Annotated in this window: 13 protein-coding genes and 1 pseudogene; 9 read left to right on the top strand and 5 right to left on the bottom strand. The window is 65.4% G+C overall.

Features of this window, described 5'->3' with window-relative positions:
- The first annotated feature begins 14 nt into the window (after positions 1 to 14).
- Together P7C00_RS19200 and P7C00_RS19195 are read left to right on the top strand one after the other, a co-directional pair.
- Complete coding sequence (locus tag P7C00_RS19200) at positions 15 to 338, top strand: isochorismate lyase (RefSeq protein ID WP_185073334.1); 324 nt, start codon at positions 15 to 17, stop codon at positions 336 to 338.
- Positions 331 to 1,755 (top strand): isochorismate synthase, encoded by a 1,425-nt coding sequence (locus P7C00_RS19195; protein WP_346635545.1) that lies wholly within the window; start codon positions 331 to 333, stop codon positions 1,753 to 1,755. Before P7C00_RS19200 ends, P7C00_RS19195 begins: the two co-directional genes overlap by 8 nt.
- A gap of 367 nt (positions 1,756 to 2,122) precedes the next feature.
- On the opposite strand, the gene P7C00_RS19190 is transcribed toward P7C00_RS19195, so the two are convergent.
- From P7C00_RS19190 to P7C00_RS19175, 4 genes are all read right to left on the bottom strand, one after another.
- The gene (locus tag P7C00_RS19190) at positions 2,123 to 3,064 is read right to left on the bottom strand and encodes an alpha/beta hydrolase (RefSeq protein ID WP_404937112.1); all 942 of its coding nucleotides are present in this window, start codon (positions 3,062 to 3,064) and stop codon (positions 2,123 to 2,125) included.
- Positions 3,065 to 3,230: 166 nt separating this feature from the next.
- Positions 3,231 to 5,651: a TonB-dependent siderophore receptor gene (locus P7C00_RS19185; protein WP_404937111.1), complete on the bottom strand. Its 2,421-nt coding sequence runs from the start codon at positions 5,649 to 5,651 to the stop codon at positions 3,231 to 3,233.
- A gap of 105 nt (positions 5,652 to 5,756) precedes the next feature.
- Positions 5,757 to 6,737, bottom strand: a complete 981-nt coding sequence (locus P7C00_RS19180) for a DUF4880 domain-containing protein (protein ID WP_404937110.1) — start codon at positions 6,735 to 6,737, stop codon at positions 5,757 to 5,759.
- Positions 6,734 to 7,243: a sigma-70 family RNA polymerase sigma factor gene (locus P7C00_RS19175; RefSeq protein WP_337152850.1), complete on the bottom strand. Its 510-nt coding sequence runs from the start codon at positions 7,241 to 7,243 to the stop codon at positions 6,734 to 6,736. Before P7C00_RS19175 ends, P7C00_RS19180 begins: the two co-directional genes overlap by 4 nt.
- A 168-nt stretch (positions 7,244 to 7,411) precedes the next feature.
- Here P7C00_RS19175 and P7C00_RS19170 point away from each other — a divergent pair, with 168 nt between their 5' ends.
- The 6 genes and pseudogenes from P7C00_RS19170 to P7C00_RS19145 all read left to right on the top strand — a co-directional run bounded on the left by P7C00_RS19170 (position 7,412) and on the right by P7C00_RS19145 (position 13,753).
- Positions 7,412 to 8,365 carry a bifunctional helix-turn-helix transcriptional regulator/GNAT family N-acetyltransferase gene (locus P7C00_RS19170; RefSeq protein WP_346635542.1) on the top strand — a complete coding sequence of 318 codons (954 nt, stop codon included), beginning with the start codon at positions 7,412 to 7,414 and terminating at the stop codon, positions 8,363 to 8,365.
- Between the two features lie 152 nt (positions 8,366 to 8,517).
- Positions 8,518 to 9,525 (top strand): NAD(P)-dependent alcohol dehydrogenase, encoded by a 1,008-nt coding sequence (locus tag P7C00_RS19165; protein ID WP_404937109.1) that lies wholly within the window; start codon positions 8,518 to 8,520, stop codon positions 9,523 to 9,525.
- Between the two features lie 16 nt (positions 9,526 to 9,541).
- Positions 9,542 to 9,649, top strand: a pseudogene (locus tag P7C00_RS19160) (hypothetical protein); the annotation flags it as partial.
- A gap of 184 nt (positions 9,650 to 9,833) precedes the next feature.
- Positions 9,834 to 10,343 carry a sigma-70 family RNA polymerase sigma factor gene (locus P7C00_RS19155; RefSeq protein WP_346635540.1) on the top strand — a complete coding sequence of 170 codons (510 nt, stop codon included), beginning with the start codon at positions 9,834 to 9,836 and terminating at the stop codon, positions 10,341 to 10,343.
- Positions 10,340 to 11,287 (top strand): FecR family protein, encoded by a 948-nt coding sequence (locus P7C00_RS19150; protein WP_404937108.1) that lies wholly within the window; start codon positions 10,340 to 10,342, stop codon positions 11,285 to 11,287. The genes P7C00_RS19155 and P7C00_RS19150 overlap by 4 nt, the downstream gene beginning before the upstream one ends.
- A 66-nt stretch (positions 11,288 to 11,353) precedes the next feature.
- Positions 11,354 to 13,753 carry a TonB-dependent siderophore receptor gene (locus P7C00_RS19145; RefSeq protein WP_404937107.1) on the top strand — a complete coding sequence of 800 codons (2,400 nt, stop codon included), beginning with the start codon at positions 11,354 to 11,356 and terminating at the stop codon, positions 13,751 to 13,753.
- 82 nt (positions 13,754 to 13,835) lie between these two features.
- On the opposite strand, the gene mhpT is transcribed toward P7C00_RS19145, so the two are convergent.
- Positions 13,836 to 15,047: a 3-(3-hydroxy-phenyl)propionate transporter MhpT gene (gene mhpT / locus P7C00_RS19140; protein ID WP_404937106.1), complete on the bottom strand. Its 1,212-nt coding sequence runs from the start codon at positions 15,045 to 15,047 to the stop codon at positions 13,836 to 13,838.
- A gap of 332 nt (positions 15,048 to 15,379) precedes the next feature.
- Here mhpT and P7C00_RS19135 point away from each other — a divergent pair, with 332 nt between their 5' ends.
- On the top strand, positions 15,380 to 16,702 hold the full coding sequence (locus P7C00_RS19135) for an OprD family porin (protein WP_404937105.1): 1,323 nt from the start codon (positions 15,380 to 15,382) through the stop codon (positions 16,700 to 16,702).
- The last annotated feature ends 21 nt before the right edge of the window (positions 16,703 to 16,723 follow it).

Below are 16,723 nucleotides of genomic sequence, written 5' to 3'. Positions count from 1 at the left end.
TGGTAGTAATCGACATGAAAACCCCCGAGCAATGCAGCGCCCTGGATGACATCCGCTGGGCGATCGACACCCTGGACCAGCAGATCATCCAGGCCCTCGGCCAACGCCTGGCCTACGTCAAGGCGGCCGCGCAATTCAAACCGACCCAGGACAGCATCGCCGCGCCGGAGCGGGTCGCGGCGATGCTCCCGCAGCGTCAGCAATGGGCCGAGCAGGCAGGCCTGGACCCGATGTTCGTGGTGCCGCTGTTTGCCCAGATCATCCACTGGAACATCGCCCAGCAAGTGCGCCATTGGCGCGTCCAGCGCGGGCTTGAACAAGGAGTCGGCGATGAATGAGTCGTGCCTGTCCGGGCTGACCCAGGCCCTGCGCGAAGGCGAGGCCCAGGCTCGGCGCAATAGTCGCGCGGTACTGGTGGTGTTCAGCCTCGCCGCCGAGCGCCTGGAGCCATTGCGGTTGTTTGCCGCCAACCGCCAGGTGTTCGGCCAGAGCCTGTTCTGGTCCAGCGACCAGGGCGCTCTGGCCCTGGCGGGATTCGGCTGCACCGAGGAAATCAGCCCGCCGGCCGCCGAGCGCTTTGCCGCCACTACCCAGGCCTGGCACCAGCTACTGGAGCAGGCCCATCAGGTCGGCCCGCGCAAGGCCTATCTGTGCGGCGGGTTCGCCTTTGACCCCCAGGGGCCGCGCAGCGCCCAGTGGCAGTCGTTTGCCGCCACCTCCCTGGTGCTGCCGCGGATTCTGTTGTTGCGCGAAGGCGAACAGCAACACTGGCTGTTCAGCCTGTGGATCGAGCCTGGTGCCGATGTGGCCCATTGCGCTGCCGGCCTTGCGGCGGAATGGAACCTGTTGCAGGCCCGCTATGCCCATGCACCGTCACTGCAGGTGCCGGCGGGCACCCGGCAGGACGACGATGCCCTGGGCGCCGAGCAGTGGCAGGCCACGGTCGCCGGCGCCATCGACCGGATCAACGCCGGTGAACTGAGCAAGGTGGTGCTGGCCCGGGAAGTCTGCCTGCGGGCCCAGCGCAGCATTCCCTGCGGGCCCTTGCTGGAGAACCTCAGGGCGGCCTATCCCCAGGCCTTCCTGTTTGCCTTCAGCCGAGGCGACAGCTGCTTCCTCGGCGCCACCCCAGAACGTCTGGTGCGCGTGGCCCGGGGCACCTTGAGCACCGTGGCCCTGGCCGGCACCTGCGCCCGCGGCCAGCACGATCAACAGGACGCCGAACTGGGCCAGGGCCTGATGGACAGCGCCAAGGATCGCCACGAACACGCCCTGGTGGTGCAGACCCTGCGCGAAGCGCTGCAGCCCTATTGCGCCATGCTGGAAATTCCTGCGCAGCCGCAACTGCACCGCCTGGCCCACGTCCAGCACCTGCTGACCCCGGTGCTGGGGCGGCTGCGGCCCCAGGTGGACCTGCTGCAAATAGTCGACGCGCTGCACCCGACCCCGGCGGTGGGCGGCCTGCCCCGGGCCAAGGCCCTGGGCTATATCCGCGAGCATGAACAACTGGACCGTGGCTGGTACGCCGCGCCGGTGGGCTGGCTGAACGCCGAGGGCGATGGTGAGTTTGCCGTGGCCCTGCGCTCGGCGCTGATTCGCGGCAACCAGGCGCACCTGTTTGCCGGCTGCGGCATCGTCGGCGAGTCGGACCCTCTGAGCGAATATCAGGAAACCTGCCTGAAGTTGCGCACCATCGGCGAAGCCCTGCGTCCGCAACCGGCCAGCACCTACGAAAAACGCGGCCTCTCCCTGTAGGAGCCGGCTTGCCGGCGAACCGCGCAGCGGCCAGTGGGCGCGGTTTGTGGCGAGGGAATGTGGCGCTCTTGCGGGCCTCTTCGCTGGCAAGCCAGCTCCTACGGATGAGCAGGTGTGCACCTGTAGGAGCCGGCTTGCCGGCGAACCGCGCAGCGGCCAGTTGGCGCGGTTTGTGGCGAGGGAATGTGGCGCTCTTGCAGGCCTCTTCGCTGGCAAGCCAGCTCCTACGGATGAGCAGCTGCGCACCCTTGTAGGACCCGGCTTGCCGGCGAACCGCGCAGCGGCCGGTTGGCGCGGTTTGTGGCGAGGGAATGTGGCGCTCTTGCGGGCCCCTTCGCTGGCAAGCCAGCTCCTACACAAGCCAGCTTCAGCTGGTGGGGACGGCGCTGGGGGGCGGGCCGGCGACTTTGTGGTTGGGCTTGGCCCGCAGCAGGGCGTTGATGGCCTGGCCATAGTCCTTGCCCGCCAGGCTCATGCTGTTGTTGTGGGTGCCGCCGGGCACCAGCAGCAGTTTCTTCGGCTCCAGGGCGGCCTTGAACAGTTGCTGGCTCAGGCGCGGCGGCACGTAGTCGTCTTTGAGGCCGTGGACCACCAGCAAGGGCATGCCGATCTCGCGGATCTTGTCGATGGAGTCGAACTTCTGCGACATCAGCCAGCGCACCGGCAGGGAGGTCTTGGTCGCCGCTGCTGCGGCATCGGCCAGGGTGGTGAAGGTGGATTCGACAATCAGCCCGCGAGCGGCAATCGGGGACTTGTCGGCGGTGGCATTGCGCCCCAGTTCGGCAGCCAGGTCGATGGCCACCGCGCCTCCCAGGGAGTGACCGTAGATCAGGCGTTTGCTGGCATCGGGCTGCAGCGCCTTGAGCCGCTCCCAGGCCACTCTGGCATCTTCATAGACGCTGGTTTCCGAGGGCAGGTCGCCGTGGCTCTGGCCAAAACCCCGGTAGTCGATGGCCAGCACCGAGTAGCCCAGGGCGTGCAGTTGCTCGATGCGAAACAACTGGCCGGTAAGGTTCCAGCGCACTCCGTGCAGGTAGAGGATCGCCGGGGCATCGGCGCGTTGCGCCGGCCACCACCAGGCGTGGATGTTCTGCCCGGGCTTGAAGTTTTTCGGCTTGAGCTCGAGCTCCTGCACCGTGCTCGGCAGGCCGCGGTACCAGCCGGCCGTGCCAGGCTCGATGCGAAACACCAGTTGGCGTTCCTTGTGTTCGAGCACCGCGCAGCTCACCGGCAGGCCGACCAGCAGCGCGGCCATGCACAGCAGGGGAAACCAGCGACGGCGCAGGCGCTGGGACAGGGTTGGGGACATGGAAGGCTTCACCACAGAACAGTCGAAAACGCGTTTTAACAGATGTGCCGGGATGGCTGCAGGGATTTCGGCGCAGTGGTCAGTGGCAAGGGTTAGCAAATGCTACGGGAGGGGGGCAGCGCCGTGGCCAGCCGCTAACGCAGTGGGCCACGACGCGGCTGAGGTTTTAGAAGTTCCAGCGAGTGCTGAGCATCACATTACGCGGGTCGCCGTAGTACGACGAGTTGTAGAAGCCGATGTTGGTGAAGTACTTCTTGTCGAACAGGTTGTTGACGTTGAGGGTGGCCGAGACGTTCTCGGTGATCTGGTAGCGGGCCATCAGGTCCACCAGCCAGTAAGGGTCCTGGGCGAATTTTTCCTCGGTGCCCTTGCCGTAGTTGCTGAGTATCTTCCAGCCGGTGCCCTGCCAGCGGACGCCGCTGCCCAGGGTCAGTTTGTCGAGGCTGCCGGTCAATTTGTAGCTGGTGTAGAGGTTGACCTGATCTTCCGGTTCCCAGGTGGAGACCTTGGCCCCGCTCTGGTCGCGAATGATCTTGTGGGTGTAACCGGCCTGCAGCTGCCAGCCGGGGGCGAGCTCTCCGGAGATTTCCGCTTCATAACCCTTGGCCTTGGACTTGATGCCCTTGGAGGCATAGTCCAGCCCGGGGGTAGTGGGGTTGGCGTTATAGGCCAGGTCATCCACCGGGCGGTTTTCTTCATGCACCTCGAAGTAGGCCAGGCTGGAGTTCAGGCGACCGTCGAAGAACTCGCCCTTGAGGCCGACCTCGTAGTTGGTGCCTTCGTCGGGCTTGAGCACCTTGTCGTTGCGGTCGCGGTAGTCGTCCTGGGGCAGGTAGATCTCGGTGTAGCTGGCATAGACGGAGAAGTTCTGATCGAGGTCGTAGACCACCCCGGCGTAGGGAATGACCTTGCCGGTGTCCTTGGTCTGGCTGGTGCCGCTGACCTCGTAGTTGTTGACCCGGCTGCCCAGCAGCAACGAAAGATCATCGTTGAGGCTAAAGCGCGCGGTCATGTAGCCGGCACTCTGGCGGGTGGTCTCGTCGTTCTTCTTGGTCATGCTGCCCCAGTCGGGCTTGGGGCTGTGCCCGTCCCAGTTGAAGTAGTCGTAGAAATTGTTGTGATTGGTGGCGTTGGTGAAGTCCCGGCCTTTCCAGTGCGAGTTGGAAATCGATGCCCCGACCACCAACTGATGCTCGCGCCCCAGCAGGTCGAAGGGGCCCGTGGCGTAGAGGTCGCCGCTGTCGCTGACGGTTTCGCCGGTGTACTTGCGGGTCAGCAGCGAGGCGATGCCGGTCTCGGCATTGGGCGACATCAACGAACCCAGGGGGGCGTTGTAGCCATTGATCTGGTGGTTGTACTGGGCCTTGGCCACCCAGCCGTTGGCGAAGCTGTGCTCCAGGGTGCTGAACACGGTGCGGGTGTATTGCGACCAGCGGCTCCAGCTCGCGCCGTTGTTGTAGGAGCGCGAGGTGCTGATGGCGTTGCCCTTGGAGTCGTACAGCGAGCTGCTGCCCGACCAGCTGGAACCCTTGGGGTCGTTGTCCTGATAGTCGGCGCCGACGGTCAGCAGGGTGTCCGGCGACAGGTCGAACTCGAGGATGCCGTAGTAGACGCTGGTCTGGCGCTGGTAGTGGTCAAGGAAGGATTTCTTGTCCTGATAGGCGGCGACCATCCGGCCGCGGACATTGCCGCTGTCGGTCAGGGGGCCACTGACATCGACCTGCGAGCGGTAGTTGTCCCAGGAGCCGGCCCCCAGGTCGATGTGTCCGGCGAATTCGGCGGTGGGTTTCTTGCGCACCATGTTGATGGTGCCGCCGGGGCCCCCGGCACCGGTGAGCAGGCCGGTGGCGCCCTTGAGGATTTCCACGCGGTCATAGATCACCGTGTCGGTGAGGGTATGGCCCGAGGAGTACTGCGCGTCCTGCAGGATCGGAATCCCGTCGTACTGGAAGTTCTGAATGGCAAAGCCGCGAGAGAAGTAGCTGGTGCGGTCACTGTCGTAGGTGGCCACGGTGATGCCCGGGGTATGGCGCATCACGTCGTCGATGGAGTTGAGGCCGAAATCGTCCATGGCCTGGCGGGTTACCACCGAGATCGACTGCGGGGTTTCCCGGGGTGTCAGCACCAGCCGGGTGGCGGTGGCGATGGTGCCGGGGGTGTAGGAGCCGGAGCCTTCGGTGATGGTCCCCAGCTGGTTGGTGCTGACGGTGGTGGCTCCGAGTTCCACGCGTTCGCCGCCGCCGGCCCTGAGCACTCGATAACCCGCACCTTCGGCCACCGCTTGCAGGCCCTGGGGCGCCAGCAGGCGTTGCAGGCCTTCGCCGATGGCGAAGCGGCCGCTCAGGCCTGGGCTGTGCTTGCCGGCGCTGAGGCTGGCATCGACGGCGATCATGGCCCCGGATTGCTGGCCGAAAGCCCCCAGTACCTGATCCAGGTTGCCTGGGGCGATTGCGTAGTCGTGGCGCTGGCTGTCGGCCACTTCGGCGTTGGCCTCGGCGGCCAGCAGCGGCAGGCTGGTGCTGGCGATCGACAGGCCGATGAGGAACGGGCGCAGGGCCGCGGCAAGGGGCGTGAGGCGGATGTGCATAAGAAAGTCCATGGGTTGGGAAGGGTTGGCGCCGAGCTGTTTTCCAGCTTCTTCCCTGGTCTTGATGCGTGAGATTGGAAAAACTGCCGCCGTCCTGGAAAAAAATCAGGCTGCCGTCACGGAGGCCCAATAGCCCATGACCCGCTGAATGCGAATGGGCAGGGTTCGGGCCAGCAAGTCGAGGCTGGCGTCCGGCTGGTCGAGGGAGAACGAACCGGATACCCGCAGCCCGGCGACCTCGGCGGCGCAGCGCAGCAGGCCCGGACGATAGCGGTCGAGTTCGGCGATCACCTCGCCCAACGGCATGCGTTCGGCGATCAGCAGGCCCTGGGTCCAGGCGCTGGCCGCGGGGGCCACTGGCGTTATGGGGCTCATGCGTTGCTCGATGTCCACCTGCTGGCGCGGGCCCAGGACCTGTCCGGGCCCCTGAGCCAGACTGACCGAGGCGCTGCCGCTCAGCAGTTGCACCCGGGTGCCGTGGTGTCCCGGCAAGCCGACGCTGACCATCAACTGCGACAGCGGTGCCAGGTTGATCCTGGCGTCGGCGGTGACGATCCGCACCGGCGCGGCGTTGCCCAGGGTCAGCAGCAGGCGCCCGCTGTTGAGCCGTAGTTGCGGTCCTTGCACGCGGTCCTGAAGATCCACCGTGGTGCGGGTGTCCAACTGCAGCGCCGTGCCGAGGGCCAGTTGCAGTTGACGGCGTTCGCCGGTGGCGGTGTGGTAGTCGCTGAACAGCTGCGGCAACAGCAGCCGCTCACGCACGCTCCAACTGCTGGCGGCCACCACTCCAAGGCCGACGACGCCCTTGAGCAAGGTCCGTCGCGAAGGGTGGCTGCGGGCCTGGAGCAACTGCCGGGTGCGAGCGGCGGGCAGGCTGCGGGTGCTGTCGCGCAGGTCCTGGCCGAGCCCGGCCAGGCGTTGCCAGGCCAGTTCATGTTGCGGGTCGGCCCGGCGCCAGGCCAGGCACCCGGCCTGTTGCTCGACGCTGCTGGTGCCCGACTGCAGGAGCACCAGCCATTCCAGGGCCTGATCCAGTACCCGGTGATCCAGCGCGCCCTGATCGTCCATGGGCTCAAAGGCGCTCATGCCGGGTACACCGCCGCGTAGCAGTGGCGGTAGGCCTTGAGCATGGCTTTCTGTACCACGTTGACCGAGAGCTGCAGGCGCTCGGCAATCTGCGGGTAGGTCAGGCCTTCGAGCTGGGACAGCAGAAACACTTCCCGCACCCGATGGCCCAGTCCGTCCAGCACCTGACCCACGGCGTCCAGGGCTTCGAGCACCAGCAGGCGGGTTTCTGGTGAAGGCTGGTGTTGCGGCTCCAACTGCGCCAGGGATTCCAGGTAGGCCCGCTCCAGGGCCTGGCGGCGGAAATACTGGCCGCACAGCCGGCTGGCCACGGTGTTCAGATAGGCCCGGGGTTCACGCAGTACCGGCAGCTGTTCGCTGCGCAGAATCCGCAGGAAGGTGTCCTGTGCCAGGTCCATGGCCTGGTCCTGGTTACCGAGCTTGCGTCGCAGCAGTTGCACCACCCAGTTGTGATGCTGGACGTAGAGCTCGCCCACGGCGTGCTGTAGCGAAGAGTTGGGCACCATCGATAGGGGTTCCGGGACCGAGGCGGGCGAAAAGGGTGTTTATGGTAATGCTTCTCATTAGTGAGCGCTCAAGTTTTTATCGCTGCCGGCCAGGGTCTGAGTACGCCGGGCTTGTCGCTCATATAGTTGTAGGTTACAACTAAATATTCCACGAGCGAGGTCACCTTTATGTCGAGCCCATCCGCAGGTTTCATCCCGCAATTGCGCCAGGCTTCCCGGCAGATGGTCCGTGAGCTGGGCTTCATGCACAGCACCCTGGCCGCCACCGACTACTCGCCCTCGGCAGTGCATGCGTTGCTGGAGATCGGCCAGGGCAATGCCTTGACCGCTGGCGATCTGGTGACGCTGCTGGGGCTGGAAAAATCCAGCGTCAGTCGTCTGGTGCGCAAGCTGGTGGAGGCCGGCGAGATCAGCGAACAGGCCGATGCACAGGATGCCCGCTCGAAGCGCCTGCACCTCACCGCCCAGGGACGCCAGACCCTGAACGGTATCGACCGTTTTGCCCAGGCCCAGGTGGCCGCAGCCCTGGTGCACCTGAGCGCGGACCAGCAGCTTTGCGCCTCGACGGGCATCGCCGACTACGCCCGGGCACTGCGTGCGGTGCGCCTGGGCGAGGCGCCCGAGCCGCCCGCGTGCTGGTCCATCGCTCGTGGCTATAGGCCGGGGGTGATTGGCCGCATTACCGAAATGCATGCCTGCTACTACGCCGCCCGCGCCGGTTTCGGCCAGGCCTTTGAAAGCCTGGTGGCAGCGGACATGGCTGAGCTGATGGGACGTTTGCACAACCCGCGCAATCAGGTCTGGGTGGCGCTGCAGGGTGAGCGGATTGTCGGTTCCATCGCCATTGACGGGGAGGGCGCGGACGGCGAGGCGATCCTGCGTTGCTTCATCCTCGATGATTCGGTGCGTGGCCAGGGCTTGGGCCGACGGCTACTGGTCGAGGCCCTGGGGTTCTGTGACCAGTGGGGTTTTACAGCCACCCGCTTGTGGACCTTCAAGGGCCTGGATGCGGCGCGCACGCTCTATGAGCAACACGGCTTTGAACTGGTGCAGGAGCAATTGGGCGAGCAGTGGGGTGCAGCGGTGACTGAACAGTGTTTCGTGCGGGCCGGCGCAGCTTGATCGAGGCGGCTGCCGGGTGCTGGCTTGAGCTCGCTGGTTGGCGCCCCGGTGGCAACAGAGAGTCGGCATCGGTGTTAGGGTGAGCCCCCTGGTTGTGCCGACGCCTTGAGCGTCGGTCTTGAAGACATTACCGATCTGTGGAGAAGCACCCCATGCAAGCCATCAAGCTCAGCCTGCCGGCATCCCTGGACAACCTGAAAACCGTGGCGCAGCCGGATCCCGGCCAGCCCGGTGCCGGTGAGATCCGTGTGCGCATTCATGCCTGTTCCCTGAACTTTCACGACTACGCGGTGGTGACTGGCGCACTGCCCACCGCCGACGGACGGATTCCCATGGCCGACGGTGCCGGGGTGGTGGAAGCGGTGGGCGCAGGTGTCAGCGAGTTCCAGGTTGGGGATTCGGTAGTCTCCTGTTTCTTCCCCCACTGGCATGACGGTGGCCCGGCCATCGCCGACTTCAGCACCACGCCGGGCGACGGCGTCGACGGTTATGCCCGTGAAGTGGTGATCCAGCCCAGCCATTGGTTCACCCATGCGCCCAAGGGCTACAGCCACGCCGAAGCGGCGACCCTGACCACTGCCGGTCTCACTGCCTGGCGTGCACTGGTGGTGGACGGCGGGCTCAAGGCTGGGGAAACCGTGCTGGTACTGGGCACCGGCGGAGTGTCGATCTTCGCCCTGCAACTGGCCAAGGCCATGGGTGCTACGGTGATTGCCACCTCTTCGTCGGACGCCAAGCTGGCCAAGGTTCGTGAGCTGGGCGCCGACCACACCATCAACTACCGCACCCAGCCTGAATGGGGTGACGAAGTACTCAAACTGACTGGCGGCCGGGGCGTCGACCATGTGGTGGAAGTGGGCGGGCCGGGCACCTTGCCGCAGTCCATCACCGCTTGCCGTATCGGCGGTCATATCGCCCTGATCGGCGTGCTCACCGGTTGGGCCGGGCCGGTGCCGACGGCGGCGCTGATGGCCAAGCAGCAGCGCCTGCAGGGCTTGATCGTCGGCAGTCGCCAGCAGCAGATCGAGATGGTCCGTGGCCTGGAAGCCACCGGCATCAGGCCAGTGATCGACAGCACCTTCCCCCTGGCCGAGATCGCCAAGGCCTTCGCCCATGAAGCCTCGGGCGCGCACCTGGGGAAAATCTGCCTGACATTCTGAGGCGTTGATCGCCCACGACCGGGCCCACTACGGACGCGGCCAGATCATCCTGCGCGACCCGGTCAGCGGCGTGATCTGTGGCGGCACTGAACCCCAGGCAGATTCCCATATTGCGCTGTGGTAGCCGGTTGTGGCGTTCGTGCTGTCAGGGGCAGCGCGGCGTTCGTCTGAACATGGCAAGTCCGCAGATGAGGCATGAGCGGGGCGGGGCAGCTACGGCAAAGGCAATGAAAGAAGATGTGTCGGCGAGCGATATTAAATAGAATGAGTCTCATTTGATTTAACGTGCCACGCCGGGTGCCCTTGCCATGAATGACGCCGTACTGCCAACGGAGCACACCTTCGACAACCTGTACCGTGATCACCGCAGTTGGCTCGAAAGCTGGCTGCGGCGACGCCTGGGCAACGCCTGGGATGCCGCCGACCTGAGCCAGGACACCTTCCTGCGTGTGCTCGGCAGCACCCAGCCCCTGGCCCAGTTGCAGGAGCCACGGGCCTATCTGCTGACCGTGGGCAAGCGCTTGCTGATCAACTTCCATCAGCGGCGCAGTCTCGAACAGGCTTACCTCAACGCCTTGGCGACCCTGCCCGAGGCCTGCGTGCCCTCGCCTGAACAGCGCTGGATCGTTCTGCAAGCCCTGCAGGCGCTGGACGAGCTGCTCGATGGCCTGCCGCATCGGGTGCGCCGGGCGTTTCTCTGGAGCCAGCTGGAAGGCCTGGGTTACCGCGAGATTGCCGAGCGCCTGCGGGTGAGTGAGCGCACGGTCAAGCGCTACATGGCCCAAGCCTACGAACACTGCCTGCTGGTGGAGCTGTGACCACGTCCACCGGCAGCGATCCGCGTCAGGTCGCCCGCGCCGCCGCGCGCTGGCTGGCCTTGCTGGAGTCGGGCAGCGCCAGCGAGAGCGACCAGCAGGGCCTGCAACAATGGCGCGAGCGCTGCGCCAGCCACGAACAGGCCTGGCAGAAAGCCCAACTGCTGCGCCAACGCTTCGCCGCGCTGCCCACGGCCCTGGCCCTGGCCAGCCTCGATCGCCCGCAACCGGGACGTCGGGCGCTGCTCAAGCGCGGCCTGGGGGTGGCACTGCTGGTGCCGAGTGCCTGGTGGCTGAGCCGGCAATTGCCCCTGGAGGTGTGGCGCGCCGACCTGCACACCGCCACTGGCGAGCGCAAACAGGTGCCCCTGGCCGACGGCAGTTTCCTGCAACTCAATACCGCCACGGCGGTGGACCTGGACCTGGCGGCGCGCCGCCTGACCCTGGTGCAGGGCGAGATGGCGCTCAAAGTGCCGGGCCGCTCGGCCCTGACCCTGTACACCGACTTCGGCCGGGTGCGGGTCAGCCAGAGCGAAGTCTGCGTGCGTCAGGAGCGCATCGGCTGTCGGGTGTCGGTGCTCAGTGGCGTAGTGCAGGTGCAGCCTTTGCAGGGGCCTGCCCTGACCTTGCACGGCGGGCAGCAGGTCAGTCTGCAGGCTTCCGGCGCCGGGTTGCTGCAAGTCTTCGACAGTGCGATACCCGGTTGGCGCGAAGGGGTATTGATGGCCCAGGACCAGCCGCTGGGGGATTTTTTGCGCGAGTTGAGTCGTTACCGCAGCGGTGTGTTGCGTTGGGATCCGGAGTTGGAGGCGCTGCGGGTCACCGGCAGTTTCCGCGTCGATGACACCGACCGGGTGCTGGCCTTGCTGGCCGCCAGCCTGCCGCTGGAGGTGCAGGCGCGGACGCGGTTCTGGGTCACGCTGCGCTCGCGTAAAAAACTGGCTTGAGGGCTGTCCCCTTTTTTCCAGGTGCCTGTCATTGCAGGTAAGTGAACGAAAAAGAGAGCCTCTTCAATGCCCCGCGTCATGCCTGCTGCTGTGCGTCCCTTGTTGCGTCTGAGTCTGCTGCTGAGCCTGAGCGCCAGCCCGTTGCTGGTTCCCTTGAGCTGGGCCGAGGAGGGTGGCCGCCGCAGCTACCAGGTGCCGGCCGGCAGCCTGGGCGCTGCCCTGACCCGGTTTGCCGGGCTGTCCGGCGTCGATCTGGCGGTGGACCCGGGGCTGGTCGAAGGGCGCAGCAGCCCCGGGCTTTCCGGTGAGTTCGCGGTGCAGGAGGGCTTTGCCCGACTGCTGCAGGGTTCGGGTCTGCAGTTGCACGCCGTGGGCGAACAGGCCTACACCTTGGCGCCGGTCCCCGAGGCAGGCGGCCTGGCGCTGCCCGCCACCTCGATTCTCGGCAGCGATCTCCCAGGCAGCGGCGAGCCCTATGCCGGTGGCCAGGTGGATCGCAAGGGCGGCCAGGGCCTGCTCGGCGACCGCGATTTCATGGACACCCCGTTCAACCTCACGTCCTACACCGCCGAGGCGCTGAAGAACCAACAGGCGCGAACCCTCGGCGACGCCGTGGCCAGCGACCCCTCGGTCCGTACCACCAACCCGGCCAGCGGGCGTTTCGAGCAGTTCTCGGTGCGCGGCTTCAGCCTGTTCAACAGTGACGTGTCCTACGGCGGCCTGTACGGGATCCTGCCGACCTACGCCATCGACATGGAAATGGTCGGCCGCCTGGATGTGCTCAAGGGGCCGGGCATGCTGCTGGGCGGCATTGCGCCCCGGGGCAGTGTGGGGGGCGGCATCAACATCGAGCCCAAGCGCGCCCAGGACACGCCCTTGACTGAGTTCACCGCCAACTACGCGTCCGCCGGGCAGACCGGTGGCGCGGTGGACATCGGCCGGCGTTTTGGCGAGGGCAACCGCTTTGGCCTGCGCTTCAATGGTGTGCGCCAGTCCGGCGACACCGAGTGGGACCACCAGCAGCTCCAGCGTGAAACCGGAGTCATCGGCCTCGATCTGCGTGATGAGCGGCTGCGCCTGTCCCTGGACCTGGGGCACCAGGAGCGCCACGCTGACGCGCCGATCGAGCGGGTCGAAGTGGCGGCCACGGCGAAAATGCCCAAGGCCGAAGACATCCGACACAACATCGCCCAGTCCTGGACCTACGCCCATTCCAAGGACAGCTTCGGCGCGCTGCGCGGCGAGTACGACCTCAGCGATTCACTGATGGTGTATGCCGCTCTGGGGGCGCGCAAAGGCAACTACGACTTTCTGCGTCATGCGGTGCAGGTGACCAACAGCGCGGGCGACTTCACCGTGACCCCGCGTACCTTCCGTCGCGATGAAGACGTCAAGACCGCCGTCATCGGCCTGCGCAGCGGGTTTCAGACCGGGCCGATCGGGCACACGGTGAACCTGAGTCTGAACCGCTTCAACATGGATTTCGACAACGCCGGCGAGCGCTACCTGCGCCGTGTCAGCAACCTCTACCGGCCGGTGGAGCTGCCGTTGCCCGGGCGCCCCAACCGCATCGACACCAGCACCCACACGGAAAACCGTTTCACCAGCCTGGCCCTGGCCGACACCCTGAGCTTTGCCGAGGACCAGGTGCTGCTGACCCTGGGCGCACGCTTGCAGCGGGTCCAGGTCAGCACCTGGAGCAACGGCGTGCGTGACGAGCCGGTGAATGATGAAAAGGCCCTGTCCCCGGCGCTGGGCCTGGTGGTCAAGGTCAGCGATCGCCTGTCGCTGTACAGCAATTACATGGAAGGCCTGAGCCAGGGCGAAACCGCGCCGACCACGGCGACCAATGCCAATCAAGTGTTCGCGCCGTACCGCAGCAAACAGGTGGAAGTCGGCGCCAAGTACGACCTGGGCAGCTTCGGTATGAGCGCCAGCCTGTTTCGCATCCAGCAGCCGTCGTATGTCTACGACGAGAACAACAACTTCAAGCCCGATGGCCAGTTGCGCAACCAGGGCCTGGAGCTGAATGTCTTCGGCGAACCCCATGACGGTGTGCGCCTGCTGGGCGGGCTGATGCTGCTCGACAGTGTGCAGACCGAAACCGGTAAGGGCCTGTATGACGGCAATCGCGGCACCGGTTCGCCGGTGGTCAACGCCAACCTTGGCGCTGAATGGGACATCGACAGCTTGCGCGGCCTGACCCTGACTGCTCGGGCGATTCACTCCAGCTCGCAATACCTGGACCCAGCCAACCAGCAGAAAATCCCTGGTTGGGAACGCTATGACCTGGGGGCGCGCTACGCCTTCGAGCTGGGCGAAAAACCGATCACCCTGCGCGCCAGTGTCGAGAACGTGCTCAACACCACCTACTGGGCCTCGGCCGCTACCTCGTCCGACAGCGCGGCGGGGTTGACCTTGTCGACGCCGCGCACCTGGCTGGTGTCGGCCACGGTGGGGTTCTAGGGCCGTCCTCGAACATTGCGCAGCCGCTGTCGAACCTTCTTGCAGCGGCTACCGGGAACCCGGTAACCGCCCTATGCAAGGTTCAATGCGCTGGCTTGAGCTCGGGCGTGGCGTTGGCCCGGGCGATGACAGTGAGGATCGACAGCGCAGCGATGACCAGCCCTGGCGAGGTGGCCAGCAGGACCCCGGCGGTGCCGGCGCCGGCGGCGAGGATCTGCCCGGCGGCCAGGGGCCCGGCCACCGAGCCCAGGCGGCCGATGGCCACGGCAGCGCCCACGCCGGTGGCACGCACTGCGGTCGGGTAGGAGGGCGGTGCCAGCGCGTAGAGCACCAATTGTGCGGCCATCACGAACAGCCCTGCGGCAAACCCGGCCATGGCCATTGGCACAATGCCCTGCGACAGCCCGACCCCGGCCAGCGCCGCCAGCAACCCGGCGTACACGAACAGCACCACTTTGAGCCCGTTGCAACGGTCCAGCAGCAGGCCGCCGAGCAACGAACCGAGGGCGCCGCCGATGTTGAACAGCATCTGCACCAGGCCCGCCTGGGGTTTGCTGAAGCCCTGTTCGAGCAGCAGCGAGGGCAGCCAGTTGAGCAGCATGTACATCACGGTCAGGGTGAAGAAGTAGCTGAGCCACAGGGCCAGCGTGGTGCGCGCGCGACCTTCGCCGAACAGCGCCTGGGCGGTGGAGGAACGCTGGGTGCCGGCGCTGGCGGTGTGTTGGCGAAAGGCACTGGATTCGGGCAGCAACCCGGCCATCAGCGGCACCACCAGCAGCGGCGCCAGGCCGCCGATGATGAAGGTGGTCTGCCAATGTTCGCTGGAGAACATCGCCACCACTGCCGCCAGCGCGCCACCCAGGGGCACGCCGCAGTACATGATGCTGATGGCCGTGCCCCGGCGGCGTTCACTCACCGCTTCGGCGCACAGGGCGATCAGGTTGGGCAGCGCCGCGCCGAGGCCGAGGCCGGTCATGAAACGCACCAGCAGCAGGCTCGAATAACTCTCGACGTAGGCCGTGCACAGCGAGAACAGGCCGAACAGCAGCACCGCGCCGACCAGGATCTTCTTGCGCCCGATACGGTCGGCGACCCAGCCGCCGAAGAACGCCCCGGGCAGCAGGCCGATGATCCCGGCGCTGAACACCCAGCCCATCATCTTCGGGTCCAGGGCGAAGCTCTGGCGCAATCCGGCAGCGGCGGTGCCGGCCGCTTGCAGATCGAACCCCTCGATCAGCGCAACGATAAAGCACAAAGCGATGGTCAGCGTCGAACGACGCGATGGACTGTCCATGGGCAAACCTCATTGTTGTTTTTGTTGTGGTGGCCAACCGGACGCCGGGCCTGAATGCGCCGGTGCTGGTGGCTGGTGATTAAGATAACAAAGATAACTAAAAAATGAATAGCGCCTTAATTTCAGCCAATAAATGCAAATAAAGTGATTTAAATCAGATATATAAACTGACAATAATGATTTGTTTAAAAAATAGATAATATTATTAATGTTCGATTATCGGTCATTTGTGGTTGACGTAAGGCTTGGGCTGTTTCCATTCTCTGTCCGCGACGTCGGCTGCCAGGCCCTCGCTCGACACCTAAAACAACAACAAAAAATGGACATCGGACATGCCAAATATCCCCACCAACGCCGTTGCTGCGGCGTCAGCTTCCTGTGTGCCCAGTCGCCCCACGCGGCTGGCTCTGGCCTTGCTGGGCTTGAGCCTGTTGCCTGGCCCACTCTGGGCGGCGGGTTTTATCGATGACAGCCACGGCACCCTGACCCTGCGCAATTACTACCTGGATCGCGACTACAAGGACGATGGGGCGAAGACCGCCGCGCGGGAATGGGCGCAGGGTTTCATCATGAACATGGAGTCGGGGTTCACCGAGGGCAGCGTCGGTTTCGGCCTGGATGTGCGCGGGCTGCTGGGGGTCAAGCTCGATTCCTCGCCGGACCGCAGCGGCACCGAACTGCTGCCGGTGTCGGCCAGCGACAAGCGTGCCGCCGATGAATACTCGCGGCTGGCGCCCACCGCCAAACTGCGCTTTGCCCAGACCACGGTGAAGACCGGCGATGTCTCGATCTTCCTGCCGTTCGCCTTTGCCAGCCCGTCGCGCCTGCTGCCGCAGACCTTTCGCGGCACCACCCTGAGTTCCAGGGACATCGACGGCCTGACCCTCAACACCGGCTACATCGACCGCATCAACAAGCGCGACTCCACCGACTACCAGGCCATGACCATTGCCTCGCCCAACCGGCGTTTCAATGCCACGGCCAGCACCTCGCACCTGGCGTACCTGGGGGGCGACTACCAGGTCAACAAGGACCTCAGCCTGCGCGCCTATCACGCGCAGGTGACCGACCTCTACCAGCAGGACACTCTGGCCCTGCTGCACAACCTGCCCCTGGGCGATGGCGTGCTGAGCAGCGACCTGCGCAGTTTTTTCAGCCGGGAAGACGGCAGTGCCAAGGCCGGCCGGATCGACAACCGCAACCTCTCGGCGCTGTTTGGCTACAAGTTCGGCGGGCACCGGGTGAGCCTGGGCTACATGTATTCCAGCGGCGACACGGCCACGCCCTACATCTCCGGCACCGAGTTGATGGGCATGAGCGAGCTGACCATGAGTTCGGACTTTCTCAATGCCAAGGAGCGCACCTGGCAAGCCATCTATGACTATGACTTTGCCGCCTCCGGCCTGCCCGGGCTCAAGAGTCGGCTGCGTTACGTGCGCGGCGACAATATCGAGCTGGCGGCCTTCAATGCCAGTGAGCGCAAGGAGCGCGAGTTTCAAATGGAGTTGGGGTACGTGCTGCAGAGCGGCCCGTTGAAGAACCTCGGGCTGGTGGCGCGCAAGTCGATCTATCGCAATGATTTCCCGGCGGGCGCGGCGTTCCGCGATGAAAACCAGACCCGCTTCCTGGTGCTCTACACCTTGCCGATCTGGTAGGCCCGCAAGCGCCTTGCTGCG

Source organism: Pseudomonas sp. JDS08PS003 (assembly GCF_045013505.1).
Lineage (GTDB): Bacteria > Pseudomonadota > Gammaproteobacteria > Pseudomonadales > Pseudomonadaceae > Aquipseudomonas > Aquipseudomonas protegens_B.
Note: the sequence above shows the minus strand (reverse complement) of the source record. Positions and strands in the feature narration are given on the sequence as shown.

Excerpts from the sequence above, each read along its gene's own strand:
- P7C00_RS19200 (WP_185073334.1), top strand. The coding sequence starts at position 15 with ATGAAAACCCCCGAGCAATGCAGCGCCCTGGATGACATCCGCTGGGCG.
- P7C00_RS19195 (WP_346635545.1), top strand. The coding sequence starts at position 331 with ATGAATGAGTCGTGCCTGTCCGGGCTGACCCAGGCCCTGCGCGAAGGC.
- P7C00_RS19190 (WP_404937112.1), bottom strand. The coding sequence starts at position 3,064 with ATGTCCCCAACCCTGTCCCAGCGCCTGCGCCGTCGCTGGTTTCCCCTG.
- P7C00_RS19185 (WP_404937111.1), bottom strand. The coding sequence starts at position 5,651 with ATGCACATCCGCCTCACGCCCCTTGCCGCGGCCCTGCGCCCGTTCCTC.
- P7C00_RS19180 (WP_404937110.1), bottom strand. The coding sequence starts at position 6,737 with ATGAGCGCCTTTGAGCCCATGGACGATCAGGGCGCGCTGGATCACCGG.
- P7C00_RS19175 (WP_337152850.1), bottom strand. The coding sequence starts at position 7,243 with ATGGTGCCCAACTCTTCGCTACAGCACGCCGTGGGCGAGCTCTACGTC.
- P7C00_RS19170 (WP_346635542.1), top strand. The coding sequence starts at position 7,412 with ATGTCGAGCCCATCCGCAGGTTTCATCCCGCAATTGCGCCAGGCTTCC.
- P7C00_RS19165 (WP_404937109.1), top strand. The coding sequence starts at position 8,518 with ATGCAAGCCATCAAGCTCAGCCTGCCGGCATCCCTGGACAACCTGAAA.
- P7C00_RS19155 (WP_346635540.1), top strand. The coding sequence starts at position 9,834 with ATGAATGACGCCGTACTGCCAACGGAGCACACCTTCGACAACCTGTAC.
- P7C00_RS19145 (WP_404937107.1), top strand. The coding sequence starts at position 11,354 with ATGCCCCGCGTCATGCCTGCTGCTGTGCGTCCCTTGTTGCGTCTGAGT.
- mhpT (WP_404937106.1), bottom strand. The coding sequence starts at position 15,047 with ATGGACAGTCCATCGCGTCGTTCGACGCTGACCATCGCTTTGTGCTTT.
- P7C00_RS19135 (WP_404937105.1), top strand. The coding sequence starts at position 15,380 with ATGCCAAATATCCCCACCAACGCCGTTGCTGCGGCGTCAGCTTCCTGT.